An 18,554-nucleotide genomic window follows, 5' to 3' on the forward strand; every position below is an offset into this window, starting at 1 on the left:
GCTCTTCGATGCGGCGGCCGCCACTCGCTCCTGTATCGCGGCCAACCGTTCTGGCAATGACGGCTTTCCGAGCGGGTTCATAAAATTGACAGGGTATTAGTTTTGTTTAAGACTCATTCAATGCAATTGGAGACCCTAAAGGTCTTTCGTGATCTTGTCGATTCCCGCAGTTTTAGCAAAGCCGCGCAATCGAATTCCATTTCGCAATCGGCCGTCAGCCAACAAATCCGTGGATTGGAGGAGCGCTTTCGACTGCCCTTGCTGGAACGGGGCGGTGGACGGCGTATCGGCCTCACCCCGGAGGGGGCGTTTGTATACCAGACGGCCAAGGAGATCGTTGCTCTCTACGAAGCGTTGCAAAACCGGATTGCGGAGGTCCGAAATCGGATTACCGGCACGATTCGGGTTTCGACGATTTATAGCGTGGGGCTCTACGAGCTACCTCCGTATCTTAAGAAGTTTCTCCGCGAATATCCCGAAGTCAACGTTCGTGTCGAGTATCGTCATTCGCGACAGGTGTATGAAGACGTCGCCGACGGAAGTTGCGATGTGGGAATCGTTGCCTTTGCCGCTGTGCGGAAGGGAATGAAGGCCATACCGTTCCAGAAGGACCGCCTTGTTTTTATTTGCCATTCCCAGCATCCCCTGGCTAAGAGGAAGGAGGTAGGACTCGGAGAGGTAGCCCGGCAGGGTTTTGTCGGTTTTACCTCGGATATGCCGACCCGCAAAGGGATTGATCAGCTCTTCCGGGATCGCAAGCTGGAAATTCGACCGGTGATGGAGTTTGACAACATCGAAACGGTGAAGCGGGCGGTAGAGATCGACATCGGGGTGTCGATCGTTCCTGCCGCGACAGTGGCACAAGAGCTTCTCAATGGATCGCTCACGGCAGTGGAAATCGCCGGTGAGCCCTGCTACCGACCCATTTCGCTGCTTTGCAAGACGGGTAGAGTCCTTTCGCCCGCCGTGAAACGTTTTCTCGAGGCTCTACAGGAGGAGCGTACCGAAGGGCTAGCCGAGTCCGAACCCGCGAGGGCTGTGGGCGAATAGGAGTCGCTGAAGCGGGGAAAGCTCGGTCGCGCGGGCTTGCTGTCTTGCGTCGACGCTCCGCGTTGAGGGGGTGATCGCCTCTCTTGCCGGAGAGGATGCTCTCTTTGCCATCACGCAAGAGAGGGCAGAGGAAAAGAGAAAAAAGAGAGGATAAATGGCGAATTTGGAAACGCGGTATCTTGGCTTAGTGCTTCGCTCTCCTTTGGTTGCTTCCTCGTCTCCCTTGACCGCTTCGGCGGCCAAAGTGGTGGATCTGGAGGCGGCCGGCATCGGAGCGGTGGTGCTCCCCTCACTCTTCGAGGAGCAGCTTCTCAAGGAAGAAGTTGCGGAGCATTCCTACAAGGATTACGGAGGGGCGTTGGAGGCTTTTCCGAAGCTGGAGGAGTTCCGGTTCAGCGCCAAGGCTTATCTCGATCACATTCGGGCGCTGAAATCCTCTGTCGGGATTCCGGTCATCGCGAGCTTAAACGGGGCTACCCCTGGATGGTGGACGCGTTACGCGAAGATCATCGAGGAAGCGGGAGCCGATGCTCTGGAACTCAACATCTATGCTGTGCCGACCGATCCCGAGCGGGCCGGATCAGAGATCGAAATGGAAACGCTTGATATTGTGCGCCTGGTCCGCGCGCAACTTCGGATTCCTCTCGCCGTCAAGTTAAGCCCGTTTTACACGAACTTCGCGCACATGGCGAAACGCTTGCACGCGGCGGGAGCCAACGGAGCAGTGCTTTTTAATCGATTCTATCAACCCGATATCGACGAGGAGCATTTGACTTTGCGCAGCGGGCTTTTGCCCGGTTCCCCGCGGGATGTTCGAATCCCTCTCACCTGGATCGGGATCCTCTACGGTCGTGTAGCCCTCGATCTGGCGGCGACCGGAGGCATCATGGAGGCGGCGGATGCGCTCAAGGTTATCCTGGCCGGCGCCAACGTCGCCATGTTGTGCTCGGCTCTGCTTGAGCGGGGCACGGAACATGTCCGACTTGTGCTCCAGGGGGTGGCTCAATGGATGGAACGCCACGGGTACGAATCGATCCAGCAGTGGCGCGGTCTCTTGAGTCAGAAGAACTGCGCCGATCCGGAGAACTTTGAACGAGCCCAATATGTTGCGGCGGTGAGCGCGGGTGGAGTTTGATGGCTTGCTCCTCGTAACGGGGCTCACTCAGGTTTAAGAACCGGGAGCGCCCTCGCTTGGGATTCGTCGACGAGTTCGATCCAATGGCGGACGCGAAGCCGGCTCCCGCTCGCAAGATGCAGCTGGCAGCCGATATTGGCCGTGAGGATCTCTGCGGGACCGCCCTCCTGGAGCGCGGCCGCTTTCTTGGCACGGAGTTCGTCGGAGAGCTTCGGCTGCAGGAGCGCATAAGCCCCCCCAGCCCCGCAACAGGCGGGAGAGTCCGGCTGCGAGGACAGAGGGATTCCAAGCCTCCGGAAAAGCGTCTCGACGACACCCGGCTGCTGGGTGCACGGGCAGTGTAGGGCGACAGCCTGCCGGGGTGGGACGATGGGAATTTCGATCGGTTCCGAAAGAAGAAGAGCCGCCGGTTCCTTGACCGCGTCTGCGATTCGACGGGCTCGTTCGGCATAGGCTGGATCGTTCCCGAGAAGCTCGGGGTAGTCGCGCACCATCAGCGAGCAGGCGCTTGCCGGAATGAGCAAGGCTTCCGCTCCCGATTCCACTGCCGGCCACCAGAGATCGATATTGCGTCGGATCTGTCGAAGAGCCCGTTCTTCCGACCCGAAGTGATGGAAAAGAGCCCCGCAGCATCCCGCTCCGGGCGAGAAAGTCGCCTCGATCCCCAGCCGGTCGCAAATGCGGGCGAGAGAGAGATGGGTTGCGGGCGAGAGCACGGATTGGGCGCAGCCGGGGACGATGAGCACCCTCCGGGGGTGGCCTTGCCGAAGCGCAAGGGGAGGCGGGGCTGATAGGCCGGAGGGAAGCTTTGCGGCCAGGCGAGCCGGCAGAAACGGCTGGAGCAGCCGGGCGAGAGCTACGGCTTGGGAAAGCCGGGCGGGATGGGAGACTACCGCACCAATCAGCCAGCGTAGTAGTCGATCCACGGGAGTCCGAGGACTCTGGGCTGCAACCAGAGGACGAGTCATCGTAGCGAGCCGTCCGTATTGGACCCCCGAAGGGCATGCCGGCTCGCAAGCCCTGCAGAGCAGGCAGCGATCGAGATGCTTGCGGGCAACCGAGCCGCCCCGGCCTTCCAGCACCTCTTTGATCAGATAGATACGGCCGCGAGGGCTATCGAGTTCGTCGCCGAGAAGACGGTAGGTCGGACAGGCCGGCAAGCAGAAGCCGCAGTGGACGCAGGCGCGGATGAGCCGTTCCGCCTCCTGGGCGGTAGCCTCCTCCCGGAACAACTGGGACAGGCGTACTTCCATCGAGAGTCCTTGCAAAGGAAGCTACCCGTTCCGGCACTTCGGCGCAAAACGAACCACGGTCGCCGCCTCGGCTACGAACTTTGCGAGCCATGCAGGCTAAATAAGAGGCCCTGCCTTGGCAAGGTCAGCAGGAACATCAGAGCCGAAGCGGGCAAAATGTTCCCGGAAGAGAGCAGCGAGCCTTTGCGCCTGATGCCGATAGTTCTCCGGATTTTTCCAGGTCGATTGCGGCAGAAGGATTGCAGCGTCGACATCCGGGCAGGCACGAGGGATCTGGAGGTCGAAAAACGGCTCTGCGACAAAATCGGCCTTGGCGAGGGAACCGTTACAAATGGCGCGGACGATGGCGCGAGTAGCGGCTAGAGAGATGCGACTCCCTTCCCCGTAGGGGCCTCCCGACCAGCCGGTATTCACCAGCCAGACGCGAGAGCCGTGTGCGGCGAGCTTCTTCTTCAGCAGCTCCGCGTAGGTTTTGGGTGGATGCACGAGAAAAGGAGCACCGAAACAGGTGCTGAAGGTGGCCTCAGGGCTTCGGATGCCCACTTCGGTCCCCGCTACCTTTGCGGTATATCCCGATAAAAAGTGATAAAGAGCCTGATCCTGCGTGAGTCGGGAAACGGGGGGCAGGACGCCGAAGGCATCGCAGGTGAGAAAGACTACGTTTTTGGGATGCCCGCCCATCCCATCTGCGGCGGCGTGTGGCAGATAGTCGACCGGGTAGGCTGACCGCGTGTTTTCGGTCAGCGATTCGTCATCGAAGTCGATTCGGCGTGTTTCGACATCGAGGGAGACGTTTTCCAAGAGCGTCCCGAATCGCTGGCTCGCTGCGTAGATCTCCGGCTCGCCGGTGGCCGAGAGATGGATGGCTTTCGCGTAGCAGCCTCCTTCGAAATTGAAGATGCCGGAATCGGTCCAGCCGTGCTCGTCATCGCCGATGAGCGTCCGATGGGGATCGGCGGAAAGAGTCGTCTTCCCGGTGCCGGAGAGTCCGAAGAAGAGGGCCGTGTCGTCGGGCGAAGGGCCGAAGTTGGCCGAGCAGTGCATCGAAAGGATACCCTGCAGTGGGAGGAGATAGTTCAGAATCGTGAAGACCGACTTCTTGATTTCTCCAGCGTAGGCCGTTCCGCCGATGAGCACCAATCCCTTGCCCAGGTGGATCGTGATGAAGGCCTCGGACCGGGTTCCATCGAAGCCGGGGTCAGCGTGGAAATCCGGAGCATGGATAATGGTGAAGGCGGGCTTCGCATGCGGAAGCTTCGACCGATCCATCTCGCGCACGAAGAGAGTTCGGGCGAACAGGGCGTGGACCGCCCGTTCCGCGACGATCCGGAGGGGAATGCGATAGTGCGGATCGGAGCCTCCGTAGCAGTCTTGGACGAAGAGATCTTTCCCCTGGAGATAGGCGAGCAGCCGCCTCCGCAACTGCTCGAAGGACTCCTCCGAAAGCGCTTGATTTACCGGTCCCCACCAGATCGCTTCCTGGGAAGAGGACTCCTGAACGAGGAACTTGTCCTTGGGAAGTCGGCCGGTGTGCTCGCCCGTCCGGAAGACGAAGGGTCCCAGATGACTAACCATTCCCTCATAACGGCGAATGGCGGCTTCGTAGAGGGCCGGCGTCGTCAGGTTCCAGTAGACCTCCCGAACGTTGCGGATTCCCAAATAGTTCAGTCCCGACGTCTCTCCCATGCTCTCCCCTCTTTTTTCTCTAGGCGGGAATCTCGGATCCACAACGGAACCCGCCTCGTCCGCGAAGGACTCAAGCCTAAGCGCGATTGCCCCGCTGTGCGAGAATCGATTTGCGGATCGACTCCAACTGCTTGGCGCAGCCGAGCTTTTCGCTCTTATGTGCGATGAAATTCGCATATTCGGCCATATAGACACGGCCGGCCCCCCGAAAGTCGAAATCTTCCGGATGATCGCGCAGATACTCGCGATGCACGCGCATCCAGACTAAGCGTCCGTCGGTGTCGATGTTGATCTTGGTGACTCCCAGCTTTGCTGCAGGGAGGTATTCGTTCTCGTCCACGCCGCAGGCGCTCGGATCCAGCTTTCCGCCCGCCGTGTTGATGCGGCGCACTTCTTCCTGGGGAACGCTCGAGCTTCCGTGCATCACGAGCGGGAAGCCGGGCAGGCGCTTGAAGATCGCTTCCAGCACGTCGAAATGGATCGACTGCTTCCCTTTGAACTTATAGGCCCCGTGGCTCGTGCCGACGGCGCAAGCGAGCGAGTCGCAGCCCGTCTGCGCCACGAATTCTTTTGCCTGCTCGGCGTCGGTGAGGCAGGCATGTCCTTCGTCGATCTTGATGTCCTCCTCAACGCCTCCGAGCATTCCGAGCTCGGATTCGACGCTGACTCCCTTGGCGTGGGCGCGCTCCACGACTCGCCGGGTAATGGCTACGTTCTCTTCAAAGGGATGGTGCGACGCATCGATCATGACCGAGCTGTAGAAGCCCGAATCGATGCAGTCATAGCAGGTCTCCTCGTCGCCGTGATCGAGATGGACGGCGAAGATGCTCTCCGGATAGATGCTTTCGGCGGCGCGAATCATCGCCTCGAGCATCCGCTTGTCGGCGTACTTTCTGGCTCCTCGCGAAATCTGGATGATGAACGGAGCCTCTGCTTGTGCGCAGCCGCGGAAGAGACCGAGGGTCTGCTCCATGTTGTTGATATTGTATGCACCGATCGCATATTTACCGTATGCGCAACGAAACAGTTCCGCCGTCGTGACAATCATGATCCCTGCCTCCTTCTCCTTCGCTTGCCGGACCCCATCTGGATATCTTCCCTGTTCAGGGGTGAAATCTAGACTACGTTCCCCTCTTTCACGGAGCAAGCCCGAAGTAGCAGGGCTTGCGCGATGAAGGCCGGAGCGCCCTCCATGAGGATTTCCGGCGGTTCCGCCCTCGTCCTGGCCGGGCACGGCTCGCTGTTCAGCCCCGAATCCGCTCTTCCCATCTACCAGCATGCTGCCTCCTTGAGAAACACCGGGATGTTCGCCGCCGTATACGAGTGCTTCTGGAAAGAGGAGCCCTCCTACCGCAACGTCCTCTACGAGGTGGAAGAGGAGCGCGTCTATCTTGTGCCCGACTTTTTGAGCCACGGTTATTTTACCCGGGAGATCCTCCCTCGGGAGTTCGGGCTCACGGGTCCGGTTACTCGGCGGAACTCGTCTGAAATCCGGTACTGCGAGCCGCCCGGCCGTCATCCTCGAATGGCCGAGGCCATCATGGCGCAGGCCGAAAAGGCGCTTGCGCAGACGGATTGCCGCGACGTCGCGCTCTTGCTCGTTGGTCACGGAACCGATCGGAACGAGAACTCGGCAGAGACCGCATGGGAACAAGCGGAGCGCATTCGGAGATCCGGACGATTTGCCGAGTGTGGCGTTGCGTTCCTGGAGCAGGAGCCCTCTGTCTTGGGCTGGCGCGATCTCGTCGGTCCGCGGGATCTCGTCGTCGTTCCGTTCTTCCTTTCCGAAGGCAAGCACTCGTATACCGACATTCCTCGCAGGATGGGCTTGGCCTGCCATCCGCGGGATCCAGGGTTCCGCAACCCGCAAACGATGGAGGGAGGAAGGCGGGTCTACTATGCGGGGACCGCGGGAATGGCTCCTACTTTGGATCAGGTCATTCTCGCACAGGTGGAGGCTTTCGATGAAGCTCATCCATTGGTTTGAATCCCGGCTTGCGCAGACCCCTTCTCCCTGGACGGTGGGAGAAGTTCGGATCTATCCCGGCTATCTGCTGACCCATCGGGAAGATGCTCCGGAGGATTCCCGGCTCCGGAATCTTTCGGGCTGGGAAGCTTTCCTGGACCTTGTGCGTTTCGACGCCGCCGGCCGTTTTCGTCCGCTGCGTGGTGCCCCGGGGCTGCAAAAAGGTTGGCGGAGAGGTCCTCTCTCGATTGCCGAGCTTTTTTCCGATCTCCGGGTTCTCTATCCCGGAGCGGTGGCGCTCCTTGTCGCATGGGAGGGAAAGCGGCTCGTTCCGACGCCTTTTCCCGATACGGCACGGCGTCAGACCGGTCTCTACGAGGTCACGCAGCGGTTGCCACGCGAAGATCTCCCGGCGCTCGTCGAGCAGATCTGCGTTCGAGGCTGCTTACGCCACCCCCTTTGGCATCTTCCGGCGTCCCAGCCGGACAAGCAGGAGAGGCTCACTCTTCTCTGCCCGGAAGCGTGCCACTATTTTCTCCATCAGGCGAGGTCGCGTGCAGCGGTTAAAACAGCTGCTTGAGAAGTACTTTCGAGTGCCGGCGACCCTGGTCGTAGAGGAACCGGCGAGCCGCCGGCAGGTCATCGGGGGTCCCTTCGCGAAAGCCGACCTTTTGGGTAAAGAAGTTGTAGGTCCTTGCGGAAAGCGCGAAGAGTTGCCGGATCCCCTCCTGGCGTGCCACCGATTCGGCAAAATGGACGAGCTTTCGTCCGAGCCCTTGGTTTTCGTAAACCCGCGCAACGGAGAGACAAGCGACTTCCGCCTGCGAGGAGTCCACGAAGCGGTGAAGGGCTACACAGCCGACGAGTCCCCGGTCGATCTCCAGCACGTAGTAATCGTTGAGTCGGGCTAGGATGCTTTGCCGGGTGCGGGGAAGGATCTCGGCGGCATCCACTGATTGGGAGATGAGCTGAAGGATCGACCGGACATCCTTTTTCTGCGCCTTTCGGATCGACTCGTATCCCTCGGCGTAGACCATCGTGCCCACCCCGACCTGGGAAAAGAGCTCCGAGAGCAGAGCCTCGTCGACGCAAATGTCGAGCAGGTGGATTCGCTGCACGCCGCTGCGGCAGGCAGTAATCGAGTGGGAGAGCTTGGAGAGGAGCAGCGGGGAAGTCGTGTTCGCATGATGGTGCACGAAGGATTCGGCCTCGCTCACGGAGAGCTGCCGCGCTAAGTCGTTCTCTTTGGCGTAGTTGATCTCGCCGGAGAGATAGATCAACTTCACGGCGCGGACGGCTTCCGCGATCGCCGCCGCTACCGCGTCGGAGTTCACCCGGAAAAGATTCCCTTCCCGGTCGGATCCAATCGGGCCGAGGATCGGGACGATGCCGCGATCGAGAAGATCGTGAAGGAACGCGGTGTCGACTCGTTCGATTCGTCCGGTGGACTGATGGTTGATTCCGCCGACGATCCCAAAAGGGTGGACGACGATGGCATTGGGCACTGCCGCCCGGAGATCGGCGACGCCGAACGCGGCGAGGATCTGCTGCGCGACCTGAGAGGAAGCGGCCAAGCTTACTTTGAGCGTTGCGGGGTCGGTGGGACCGGTTCCATCCGAGGAGGAGAGGGAGATCGAACGCTCCGCGGCAAGTTCGCGCATCTGGCGACCGATCCCATGGACGACGATCACCCGGATACTGAGGCTGCGAAGGACGGCGAGGTCGAGGGCGAGATTCGCGAAGTTCTCGTGGGCGACAACGGCCCCGTCGATGGCGATTACAAAGATCTTGTCCCGGAACTCGGGAACATAGGTGAGAATCCCCCGCAGGTTCGTGAAGTTCATCGACTTTCTCTTGTTGCTTTCTTGCGCCGCTGGGCCGCAACCAGCCGGGCGGCCAGCCGGATCGCGGCGATCATACTCCGAGGATCCGCCTTATCCTTGCCGGCGAGATCGAACGCGGTTCCATGGTCGGGAGAGGTTCGAATCAGGGGGAGACCAAGGGTGACGTTGACTCCCGTCGCAAAGGCCACCAGCTTGAACGGGATGAGACCCTGATCATGGTAAGCGGCGACGACGCCGGCAAATTCCCCGCCGATCGCCTGGCGGAAAACCGAATCGGGCGCTATGGGGCCGAAAACGTTCCTTCCCTTTTTCCGTAACTCGGCAACGGCTGGTTCGAAGAGCTCCCGCTCCTCCGAGCCGAAGAGGCCGCCTTCACTGGCATGGGGATTCAGCGCGGCGATGGCAATGCGCGGAGAAGGACGGCCGAGCTGGGCCAGGAAGTCGGCTAAAAGCTCGGCCGAAAGAATGATCTTTTCGGGAAGGATCGAGGAGATCGCCTTTTGGAGGCTGCAGTGGGTGGAGAGCAACGAAACGGAGAGCTTCGGATGCCAAAAGCTCATCACGGTCCTTTCCGCCGCGCAGCCGGTCCTCTCGGCGAAGAACTCGGTCTGTCCTGGGTAGGGGAAGCCCGTTGCCTGTAAGCCCGCCTTGTGAACGGGCCCGGTTACGATCGCATGGATTTCGCCCTTCTTCCAAAGGAGGACCGATTCCTCCAGCCATTCCTGCGCGGCCTGGGCGGAAGAAGGGCTTGGCATGCCGGGAGAAAAGCCTTGATCCGATCCGATGACGCGATAGGCGCAGCGGGCGGGAAGTCCGTGGGAGGCAAGCGCCTTGCGCACGACTTCCGGGCCGATTCCCGCCGGATCTCCCACGGGGATACCGATTACGGTTTTGTCCACGGGCTCCATTCTTTCCCGGAAGATCGCGGCGCACGGAGAACTCCTGCGAGGAAAAAGCGCGCTGGACCGAAGAAGCAAGCGGGGCAAGGAGGGTGGTGAGTCATGGCGGCTAGAACATCTTGATGAATGCCTTCACCCGCAAGCTGTCGAGCCATTCTTGCTGCCGTTTCTGTCGCTTTTCTTGCAGAAGAGCCGACTCGATCGGGTTGCGCACGCTGGAGATGGCCTTGACTCGCTCGCGCCGCTTGTCTTCCAGGTGGAGGAGATAATAGCCATCCGTAGTGGCAATCACATCGCTCGTCTGCCCCGGGAACATCCCAAAGGCGGCATCCGCGATTTCGGGACGCAACGTGTCCCGGGTCACCCAGCCGAGGTCTCCCCCCTCCTGTTTCCGGGGCCCCTCGGAATAGCTGCGCGCGAGGTCGCCGAAGTTCGCGCCGAACCGGAGCTTGGTCTCCAGGTCTTTCGCGGTCTCCAGCGGCTGATCGTATTCTTCCTCCTTTCCGTCGGGACCGAGCCGGTGCTCTTTGAAGGCGGATTTTTGCAGAAAGATCAGGCGCAACTTGACGCTCGGCGGCTCCACGAAAAGGGCGATATGGTCGTGGTAGTATTGCTCGACCTGATAGGGGGAAATCACGATGCTATCGGAGACATTCTTCATTCGCATCGCCTGAACGATGATCTGGTCGAGCAGGTTTTGCTTATAACGCTCCTCGGTCATCCCGCTGGCCTGTAGCGTTCGGATGAAGGCGATGCGATCTCCGTCGAATTGGCTGCGAATCATATCTCGGACGCGGGTCTCGATAAAGGTATCCGGGATCTGATATCCCTTTTTCTTGAAGTCTTGGATGATGAGCTCCCGCTCGATCAACGCCCGCAGAGCATTGAGCCGCGCCTCCTTGACGCGGTCGACCAGCTCCGGACCTTGATACGTTTCACGCAGGACCGCTTCATTCGGCTCGACCTGCTTCTTGACTTCGGAAAACGTGATCACCTTGTCGTTGACGATTGCGGCAACGCCGTCGACACCAGCCTGTCCGATCAGGCGATCGGGGACGCTCGCCAGGAAAAAGAGCAGACCGACGAAGAGACCGGGCCGCCCGAGCCTCCCGGCCCGTTTCCAGGCGCGGAGGAGACTTCGGCCGGGAGGAGGCGGAGGCGCTCCGAAGCCGTTTCGGTGGGTGCGCTGCATGGAGAAAGAAAAAAGGCTCGAAATGCTTCCTGGAAAAGATGCCCGGTTCAGCCGATGCCTGTCTGGTGAAGCCTGAATCGAGGAGCGTGCCGTTGATCCTGTACTCCGGGGCCGGCCTGTGCCCGTTTGCCAGAGGATTGTCCCCGTTCGGCGCATTCTCCCCAGCAGGATGCGACAGATCGACCTACGCCAACGTTACGATCCACTTCTTGATGGAAGCCAGCTTACTTCCCACATCTTGGCCGGTCAAGCGGGGCAAGCGGCCTCCCACCATCAGATAGCGGCCATTGCGCTGTAAAAGGAGCCTGTCCCCTTGCGTCTCAATGCGCTCGAGCGCGCGGTCGCTGCCCAAAATGCGGATCTCAACCTCTTCCAAGAGCAATTGGGCCGATTCCGGCAGCGGACCGAATCGGTCACGCCACGATTTCTCCAACTCCTGACGTTCCGCGAGCGAGACCGCTTCCGCTGCCTGTCGGTGAGCCGCGATCCGTTCTTCGGTCGAGGCGATATACGAAGCGGGGAGACCGGGCCGTTCGGAACCGACGGCCAGGAAGTCGATCGAGACCTTGCATGCCAGAGGGCTTCGGGTCTTCTTTCCCTGTACTGCAGCCACCGCTTCCCGCAGAAGGCGGCAGTAGAGCTCGAAGCCGATGGCGGCGATATGCCCGCTCTGCGCCGTTCCGAGCAGATTTCCCGCTCCCCGAATCTCCAGATCGCGAAGGGCGATGCGGAAGCCGGCCCCGAGTTGGCTGTACTCCTGCATGGCTCGAATGCGCCGCTTGGCGTCGGCCGCGAGGAAACGGTCGCGGGGTAAGAGAAGATAGGCGAATGCTTTCTGGTTGGATCGCCCGACACGCCCGCGGAGCTGGTAGAGGTCGGCTAGGCCGAATCGGTCGGCCCGGTCTACGATGATCGTGTTGGCGTTGGGGATGTCGAGGCCGTTCTCGATGATCGAAGTGGCCAGGAGAACGTCAGTCTCCCCGGCGACGAATCTTTGCATTGCGCCCTCGAGTTGTTCCTTCTCCATTTGTCCGTGCCCGATTTCGATGCGAGCCGCAGGAATCAGCTCTCGAAGGCGGCGGCAGACCCGCTCGATCGACGCGATCCGATTGTGCAGGAAATAGACCTGCCCACCCCGAGAGAGTTCTTTTTCGATCGCGGCACGGATCGTCCGCTCATCGTAGGGGCAGACCAGCGTCTCGATCGGCAGCCGGTTTGCCGGCGGAGTTTCGATGAGGCTAAGATCGCGTGCGCCGGCCAAGGAGAGATAGAGAGTACGGGGGATGGGGGTTGCAGAAAGCGCGAGCATGTCTACGAAGCGGAAGCGTTCCCGCCAACGCTCTTTCTGGTGCACGCCGAAGCGCTGTTCTTCGTCAATGGCGACCAATCCCAGACGAGCAAAGGTGATGTCCGGGGAGAGGAGCCGATGCGTGCCGACGACGACATCGCACTCGCCGGAAGCAATCGCAGCCAATACCCGTCGCTCTTCGGCGGCGGAGGCAAGCCGGCCCAGGAAGGCGACTTGAATGGGGTAGTCGGCAAAGCGTTGCCGGAGAGTCTGGTAATGTTGGTAAGCAAGAACCGTGGTCGGGGCGAGAAGGGCAGCCTGCTTACCGCCGACGGCAGCCTTGAAGATGGCGCGAATGGCAACTTCGGTCTTGCCGAAGCCTACATCGCCGCAAATGAGCCGATCCATGGGACGCGCCGCTTCCATGTCCGTCTTGGTCTGCGCGATGGCACGGAGTTGGTCCGGCGTCTCCCGGTAGAAGAAGGATTGTTCGAACTCCCGCTGCCAATCGGAGTCGGGCGGGCAGGCGTTGCCGGATAGCACCTGCCGCTCCGCCTGGATGCGTAAGAGCTTCGCGGCATAGTCTCGGATGGCACCCTGGGCAACCGCACGTGCCTTCTGCCACCGGGTTCCTCCCAGGGCGTCCAGCTTGGGGGCGCGACGAGTCCCGCCGAGATAGCGAGAAACCAGATAGCTCTGATCAATCGGCACGTAGAGCTTCGCTCCTTCGGCGAATTCCAGGAGCAGCGCTTCTCCCTCTCCGTCCGGAAGAGGCTCCACGCCCCGGTACCGGCCGATGCCGTGCTGGAGGTGAACGACAAAATCCCCAGGCCGCCACTCCGCAAAGGCGCTCTCGACCGGCCGAACCTCCGCGGCGCCGCTCGCCGGCTTTACCCGCCCAGGGAGCGTCTGGTATCGGCCGAAGATTTCGGCGTCGCTTAGGATCGCAGTCCGCCCTGCGGGCCAGGAGAACCCACGGGTGAGAGCTCTCGGAATCCATGCAATCCCTGCGGGATCGATCTTCTCCGCCGCCAGCAGCTCCTCCAGGCGTCTCTCTTCCCCCTCGTTGTTGACGAAGATGCCGACATCCCATTCCTCGCTCATCCAGCGCCGAAGCTCGGCGGCAAACAGCTTCCATCGGCCCTCCCGAATTAGGCGGTCCTCTCGCGGCAGTCCCAGGAACTCGTGCGCATGAAAATCAGGATCCGGCTCCAAGGAGTCGGCTCCGTCCTCGCAGAGATCTTCGTCGATCAAGAAGCGGCACCAGTCGTCGGGAAGGCAGTTCTCCACGGTGGTGGTCTGCTCTTCGGCAAGCTCGGCCGGAGGGAGAAGCGAAATCATGGTGGACGGGAGGATGCGCAGAGAGCGTTGGGATGCGGGGTCGAATTCTCGAAGGGAAGCGAGAGCGTTTCCCTCCCACTCCGTGCGCAGCGGAAAGGCGGCTGTCCAGGGGAACAGGTCTACGATGCTTCCGCGCACACTCATCTGTCCCCGGACGCTCACGCGAGGGCACTGCTCAAACTCGGCGTCGGCCAGTTCCTTCAGGAGAACTTCTCGATCCGGCGACTCTGCGGGAGAAAGCTGGATGGTGCTCTTCTGCAAGGCTTCCGGTCTCGGTATGGCTTGCCGCAGGGCGGCCGGAGTGGAAATCAGGCCCGGCAGCTCCTTTCGGAAGAGCGACGTGGCCACTTGGAGGCGGGAAGCCGCTAAGTCGAGATCCGGAAGAGCCCCTTGCGGCACGGGAGAGCTTTCCGGAAAGATCGGAATCCGCCAGCCCCATGCTTCCATGGCGCCGGCCAAGGCTGTTGCCCGCTTAGCGGAGGCCGTCACGATCAGCAGGAAGGGCGATGAGGCGTGGAAAAGGCCAGCAAGGACGAACGCCTGAGCTGCCGTCGGAATCGAGCCTAGGGTGTAAGATCTCCCTTTTCGCAACTGCGCTCGCCATCGACCGAAAAAGTCCGAGGCGAACCAGTGAGTCAGGGCATCCGTTCGTTGTGTCATCTTCCTGCCGAAATCCCTGTTTTTCTTAGGAGAACCTCTTCTGTCGTACGACTACGGGAGCGGCCGTAGGATCATGCGCCCGGTGGGAGGTTCGAGGGGAACTTCCCACCGCGCATCGCGGGGAATCTCATCGGACCCGGGAGGGCCACATGAGGCTCCGGATCGTTTCTCGGTAATCGTACTCCTTCGAAGAACATCTCGGCCTTTCGTCGCTTCTCTGGTGCCGGGGACGCGCCTCGCACAAGCAAACCTGAACGGAAGAGGGACCGAAGTCAAACTTCAGGAGTGGTCCGGAGCAGCAGTAACGGCAAAAGAAACAAGTTCTACCGCGGTTGCGCAACGAGGCTGCGGTAGGCGACGGCGACCAGGGCGTAGCAGATCGGAATATTCACGAGAACACCCACGACCAATAGCGCACCCAGGACAAAAAGAGCGGCCACCGTGACGGCGATCGCCAGTGTCTTTGCGTAATGGGAGATCCCGAGTCGAAACGATTCGATAAAAGTTTCCATAACTCCCGAAACCGCTCCGTCGGCGATCAAAAATGGCCCGAACATGAACAGAGGGAAGAGACAAAGCACGGCGATCGAGGCAAGAGGTGTAGCCGCCGGAACGAGCAGGCTAAGCAGGGCAACGATTCCGGTCAGCCAGCCGAAGAGCACGCCGGCGACCAACTTCCACAGGGCTCCGAAACCGTAAAGGAGATCTTCGAATCGCGCCGCCTCGCCGTCGGCGAGGCAAAGGAAAAATCGCGCCAAGCCGACGAGGAGAATTCCAAAGATCCCCTGACAGAAAAGGATGCCCAAAACCGCAGCGGGGGTGCCATGGAAGAAAGCGGCTGTGATTCTCACGAGCAAGAGCGTCACGATCCAGTAGATCGCCCCCGCAGCGAGCGCCAGCCAGACAGAGCCCCGCAAACGATCGATCGCGGCGTTCAAGCACTCTCGAAGGAAGAGAAGGGCCGAGGGCATGCGGCCATTAAGGCCAGGGTAAGAACTCTCGTCAAGGATTTGGGACTGTTCTTCTTTTGATGGATAGGCTGGATGGAAAGGCCCGAGCGGAATGAGTTCAGCGTACGTAGACATATGCCTAAAAGTTAGGTTGGCCTAACAAAACATCTTGGCTCAGCGCTCGCGAGTGCCTACACAGTTTCCTCGATGAGGGACGAGCGGAGGAACGAGAACAAATGGCGGACTCGGGGGATGATCTTCCTCTTGCTGTTTGCGATCCTCCCTCTCCTCGACAAGGATTGGTCCGCTGCTCAGGATCTGAATGGCCCAGAGGCGCAAGCCGCTTCTCCCGACGGACTCCAAAGTCCTGGCCCCGTACTCTCCCCCGGCTCTCCAAAGCCCGTGGACATCGCCTCAGCGCCGCCCTCCACAGCAGAGGCATCCACGGTCTTGCCGGAAGTCGAGGTTTCCGGAGAACTGCCGGGTCCGGCCTCGACGGCGATCAACGCCTATGGGACCGAGATGAGCATCCTCGACACGCCGCGGGAGGTGACTCCGATCTCTCGGGAGCAGTTGGATACGGTGGCACCGGGCAACCTGATGGGATACGACGATCTCGCCCCGCTCATCCCCTCCTTGACCACGATGGCTCCCGCCGGGGACTACTCGGTGGAGCCCTTCATTCGAGGACTTCCCGGAACGGTCTTCCGCAACGGGATGCTCGTCGGCTTGGAAAGTTATGGCACCTCGGGGCCCATGCCCAACTTTTTGGCCTATGAGAACATCGACGTCGTCCAGGGCCCGGTCAGCGCGGTCTTCGGCGCTCGGGAGATGGCGGCGGGCTACGTCAACGACGTGACCAAGCAGCCCTATTTCGACCGCTTTCGCGGAGATGCCCAATACAGCATGGGGATGTACGATCAGAACCGGTGGAACCTCGATATCGGGGGGCCGTTCGCCAGGGGGAAGGCCGCCTACCGCTTCGACTACTCGGGGCAGGACTCGGGTAGCTACTACGAGGGGGCCTACATGCACAGCCAAGACTTTTATCTGGCCCTCTCCGCCCATCCCTCGGAGAACTACACGATCGACTCGAATTTCGAGTTCGACACCCTTGGCTTCAACTTGCCCCTCGGCATCAACCGGCCCGATCAGGCGCTCATCGACAGCGGACTCTACCAGAGCGGAAACATGATTGGATGGCTGGGACCGAATGGAACCTTCCATCCCGGAATCGGCACCTCGGTTCCCGGCCAGGGGTATGTCGTGCAATGGGGGCCGCAGGTGCCGATCAGCCTGCGGAACAACCTGGCGAACCTTGCCGGTTCGGGGAACCGGAACATGTACGGAGTCGCTCAGATCATCCAGACCCTCAAGCTCTCCGACGATCTCCGGATCGTGAACAACACGATGTTCGAATATTTCAACATGTTGCAGGATCCGCTGGCCAACTCCAACTTCAGCTATACTCCCGGCGACTGGTTGATCGAGCACCGGCTCGAAGCGCAGGCGAAGACCGAGACCCCCATCGGCCGGCTCGCGCTGTTTCACGAGCTGGACGGCGGCATTTTCTTCTGGTTTGACAGCCAGACCGATTACACCGAGACGAGCCGGATCGCTGACAACTTCTGGAACATGACCCAACCCTTGACCCGGTCGGGCCTGCTCCCGCCGATCACGATGGCGCAAGCCGTACGGGCGGGCGACATCTACCTGACCGACATCCCCGTGCCGGGCGTTCCGGGGATGACCTACAACACCGACAACTTCTCCACGGCCCAGTCCCAATTCTTCCAGGTTTCCCCCTTCGTTCAGGACAACATCCGGCTCGGGGAGAAGTGGAACCTTCTCCTCGGCGCCCGGCTCCAGTGGTACGAGATCGCCAACAGCGAGCCGCCGGGCACCCCTCCGGCGCTCATGCTCCAGAGCAACTACTCGATCCTCGAACCTCAGGCCAACGCGAGCCTAAGCTACAAGCCCTATCCCTGGATGAACGCCTACTTTACCTATTCCTACGCGCAGACGGCGGGCATGGATGTTTTGGGCGCTTTCTGTCCAGCATTCACGAGCTCCTACTACCACCTGACGAATATCATGTACGAGTCGGGCGTAAAATTGAACTTGCTCCGCGACAAGCTCTTCTTAAGCGCCGAAGGCTTCTACTACTCGACTTTCTTCCCGGTGACGGTCCTTCCCGGGGGCTTTACCCCGCTCACCCCCGCCGACGTGCTCGGAGCGGAGCTGGCCGGAACCTACCAGCCGAACCGGAATTGGACCTACAACTTCGGCTTCGACTATCTCACGGGCGAGGAGTTCTGGACGCAGAGTGCCGCGCAGACCGGCCCCACGGTGATCCAGAATTATTCCGCGGCAACGGCAGCTCGATACAACCTCCCGGTCGATCCCTATACCACGCTTCCGACCGGGACGTATCCCTTCATCGGTTTTCCGCACGAGCATGGGACCGCGATGGCCACCTATAAATCGGATTCGGGATTTGGCGCCTCCCTCTGGCTCTGGATTCAGAGCGGGATGTTCCTCTCCTACGACTATGCCACCCGGATCCCCGTCGACTACACTCTCAATGCGAGCCTCTTTTACACGACGAAACGGTGGGAGGCCCGGGTGCAGATCTACAACCTGACCAATAACCACTACTGGTTTCCGACAGGGACCGGGTTCCAGGGAGACCGGGTCTACAATTACGACAAGGTCTTGATCGGACTCCCCTTTTGGGTGATGGGAACGGTCCGGGTCTTCTTTTGAAGGAGCGCCCCGGCTTGACGGCAGGGGGAAAATCGGTCAGCCTAAAGATTTTCGGCACCCATAGCTCAATTGGATAGAGCATCGGGCTTCGGACCCGGGGGTTGGGGGTTCAAATCCTCCTGGGTGCAACACTTTCCTCAAAATTTCCAGGTGACTGTCCCCTCGATCCAGAAAGGCCAGCCGGCGTAGATCGTGTCGAGGTTGAGGGTACGCACCCGGCTGAAGGCAAAGCCATTGGGTAGCCAATACCGTTCATCGGTGAAGTTGAAGAGGTAGAGACGCGCCTCCCAATGGCGCTGTGCGTAGAAAACCTGCGCGTTGAGGACGAACTCGGGTGGAATCCGCACCTGGTGCTCGTAGCCCAGGTACATATCGGAAAAGAAGAGTCCTCCGAGGGTGACGCCGACCCCCGAGTCGTCCTGGTAGGTCACCATTCCGGAGACCGTCTGCTCGGGCCAGCCGATCAGCGCATAGCTTCCCGGCGGGAAGCTGCCGGAGTTATCCAGGGGCAGGCCGAGCCGGTC

The 18,554-nt window shown here is 60.6% G+C and carries 13 protein-coding genes, 1 tRNA gene and 1 pseudogene; 6 read left to right on the forward strand and 9 right to left on the reverse strand.

Features of this window, described 5'->3' with window-relative positions:
• Positions 1-120 precede the first annotated feature (120 nt).
• On the forward strand, positions 121-1,050 hold the full coding sequence (locus MAMT_RS03100; RefSeq protein WP_142659564.1) for a LysR family transcriptional regulator: 930 nt from the start codon (positions 121-123) through the stop codon (positions 1,048-1,050).
• Positions 1,051-1,204: 154 nt separating this feature from the next.
• Complete coding sequence (locus MAMT_RS03105; protein ID WP_142659566.1) at positions 1,205-2,185, forward strand: dihydroorotate dehydrogenase-like protein; 981 nt, start codon at positions 1,205-1,207, stop codon at positions 2,183-2,185.
• 23 nt (positions 2,186-2,208) lie between these two features.
• Here MAMT_RS03105 and glcF read toward each other — a convergent pair whose 3' ends face one another.
• From glcF to MAMT_RS03120, 3 genes are all read right to left on the reverse strand, one after another.
• Complete coding sequence (gene glcF, locus MAMT_RS03110; RefSeq protein WP_142659568.1) at positions 2,209-3,438, reverse strand: glycolate oxidase subunit GlcF; 1,230 nt, start codon at positions 3,436-3,438, stop codon at positions 2,209-2,211.
• 96 nt (positions 3,439-3,534) lie between these two features.
• A complete protein-coding gene (gene pckA, locus MAMT_RS03115; protein ID WP_142659570.1) occupies positions 3,535-5,124 on the reverse strand; it encodes a phosphoenolpyruvate carboxykinase (ATP) in 1,590 nt (529 codons plus the stop codon).
• A 76-nt stretch (positions 5,125-5,200) separates the two neighbouring features.
• Positions 5,201-6,172, reverse strand: coding sequence for a class II fructose-bisphosphate aldolase (locus MAMT_RS03120; protein WP_142659571.1), 972 nt, complete (start codon positions 6,170-6,172; stop codon positions 5,201-5,203).
• A gap of 144 nt (positions 6,173-6,316) precedes the next feature.
• Between MAMT_RS03120 and MAMT_RS03125 the strand changes: the two genes are divergently transcribed.
• Together MAMT_RS03125 and MAMT_RS03130 are read left to right on the forward strand one after the other, a co-directional pair.
• Positions 6,317-7,111, forward strand: a complete 795-nt coding sequence (locus tag MAMT_RS03125) for a CbiX/SirB N-terminal domain-containing protein (protein WP_178086886.1) — start codon at positions 6,317-6,319, stop codon at positions 7,109-7,111.
• The gene (locus MAMT_RS03130) at positions 7,089-7,670 is read left to right on the forward strand and encodes a DR2241 family protein (RefSeq protein WP_142659573.1); all 582 of its coding nucleotides are present in this window, start codon (positions 7,089-7,091) and stop codon (positions 7,668-7,670) included. Before MAMT_RS03125 ends, MAMT_RS03130 begins: the two co-directional genes overlap by 23 nt.
• Here MAMT_RS03130 and argA read toward each other — a convergent pair.
• From argA to MAMT_RS03155, 5 genes are all read right to left on the reverse strand, one after another.
• Positions 7,654-8,934 carry an amino-acid N-acetyltransferase gene (gene argA, locus MAMT_RS03135; protein ID WP_142659574.1) on the reverse strand — a complete coding sequence of 427 codons (1,281 nt, stop codon included), beginning with the start codon at positions 8,932-8,934 and terminating at the stop codon, positions 7,654-7,656. The genes MAMT_RS03130 and argA overlap by 17 nt on opposite strands.
• The gene (gene pdxA, locus MAMT_RS03140) at positions 8,931-9,833 is read right to left on the reverse strand and encodes a 4-hydroxythreonine-4-phosphate dehydrogenase PdxA (protein WP_246186496.1); all 903 of its coding nucleotides are present in this window, start codon (positions 9,831-9,833) and stop codon (positions 8,931-8,933) included. The genes argA and pdxA overlap by 4 nt, the downstream gene beginning before the upstream one ends.
• 109 nt (positions 9,834-9,942) lie before the next feature.
• Entirely contained in the window at positions 9,943-11,025 is a 1,083-nt protein-coding gene (locus MAMT_RS03145; RefSeq protein WP_246186497.1) for a peptidylprolyl isomerase, read from the reverse strand.
• A 184-nt stretch (positions 11,026-11,209) separates the two neighbouring features.
• Positions 11,210-14,314 carry a transcription-repair coupling factor gene (gene mfd, locus MAMT_RS03150; protein ID WP_142659575.1) on the reverse strand — a complete coding sequence of 1,035 codons (3,105 nt, stop codon included), beginning with the start codon at positions 14,312-14,314 and terminating at the stop codon, positions 11,210-11,212.
• A gap of 323 nt (positions 14,315-14,637) precedes the next feature.
• The gene (locus tag MAMT_RS03155) at positions 14,638-15,285 is read right to left on the reverse strand and encodes a hypothetical protein (RefSeq protein WP_142659576.1); all 648 of its coding nucleotides are present in this window, start codon (positions 15,283-15,285) and stop codon (positions 14,638-14,640) included.
• Positions 15,286-15,516: 231 nt separating this feature from the next.
• Between MAMT_RS03155 and MAMT_RS03160 the strand changes: the two genes are divergently transcribed.
• Together MAMT_RS03160 and MAMT_RS03165 are read left to right on the forward strand one after the other, a co-directional pair.
• Positions 15,517-18,030: a TonB-dependent receptor gene (locus MAMT_RS03160; protein ID WP_246186498.1), complete on the forward strand. Its 2,514-nt coding sequence runs from the start codon at positions 15,517-15,519 to the stop codon at positions 18,028-18,030.
• A gap of 54 nt (positions 18,031-18,084) precedes the next feature.
• Positions 18,085-18,158: transfer RNA gene (locus MAMT_RS03165), tRNA-Arg, on the forward strand.
• Positions 18,159-18,167: 9 nt separating this feature from the next.
• On the opposite strand, the pseudogene MAMT_RS11285 reads toward MAMT_RS03165, so the two are convergent.
• Positions 18,168-18,554: pseudogene (locus MAMT_RS11285) on the reverse strand (TonB-dependent receptor); the annotation flags it as partial.

Source organism: Methylacidimicrobium tartarophylax (assembly GCF_902143375.2).
Taxonomy (GTDB): domain Bacteria; phylum Verrucomicrobiota; class Verrucomicrobiia; order Methylacidiphilales; family Methylacidiphilaceae; genus Methylacidimicrobium; species Methylacidimicrobium tartarophylax.

Coding starts and splice junctions, on each gene's coding strand:
- pckA (WP_142659570.1), bottom strand. CDS start 5,124: ATGGGAGAGACGTCGGGACTGAACTATTTGGGAATCCGCAACGTTCGG.
- MAMT_RS03105 (WP_142659566.1), top strand. CDS start 1,205: ATGGCGAATTTGGAAACGCGGTATCTTGGCTTAGTGCTTCGCTCTCCT.
- MAMT_RS03100 (WP_142659564.1), top strand. CDS start 121: ATGCAATTGGAGACCCTAAAGGTCTTTCGTGATCTTGTCGATTCCCGC.
- glcF (WP_142659568.1), bottom strand. CDS start 3,438: ATGGAAGTACGCCTGTCCCAGTTGTTCCGGGAGGAGGCTACCGCCCAG.
- MAMT_RS03160 (WP_246186498.1), top strand. CDS start 15,517: ATGATCTTCCTCTTGCTGTTTGCGATCCTCCCTCTCCTCGACAAGGAT.
- argA (WP_142659574.1), bottom strand. CDS start 8,934: ATGAACTTCACGAACCTGCGGGGGATTCTCACCTATGTTCCCGAGTTC.
- MAMT_RS03130 (WP_142659573.1), top strand. CDS start 7,089: ATGAAGCTCATCCATTGGTTTGAATCCCGGCTTGCGCAGACCCCTTCT.
- MAMT_RS03125 (WP_178086886.1), top strand. CDS start 6,317: ATGAGGATTTCCGGCGGTTCCGCCCTCGTCCTGGCCGGGCACGGCTCG.
- mfd (WP_142659575.1), bottom strand. CDS start 14,314: ATGACACAACGAACGGATGCCCTGACTCACTGGTTCGCCTCGGACTTT.
- MAMT_RS03145 (WP_246186497.1), bottom strand. CDS start 11,025: ATGCAGCGCACCCACCGAAACGGCTTCGGAGCGCCTCCGCCTCCTCCC.
- MAMT_RS03155 (WP_142659576.1), bottom strand. CDS start 15,285: ATGCCCTCGGCCCTTCTCTTCCTTCGAGAGTGCTTGAACGCCGCGATC.
- MAMT_RS03120 (WP_142659571.1), bottom strand. CDS start 6,172: ATGATTGTCACGACGGCGGAACTGTTTCGTTGCGCATACGGTAAATAT.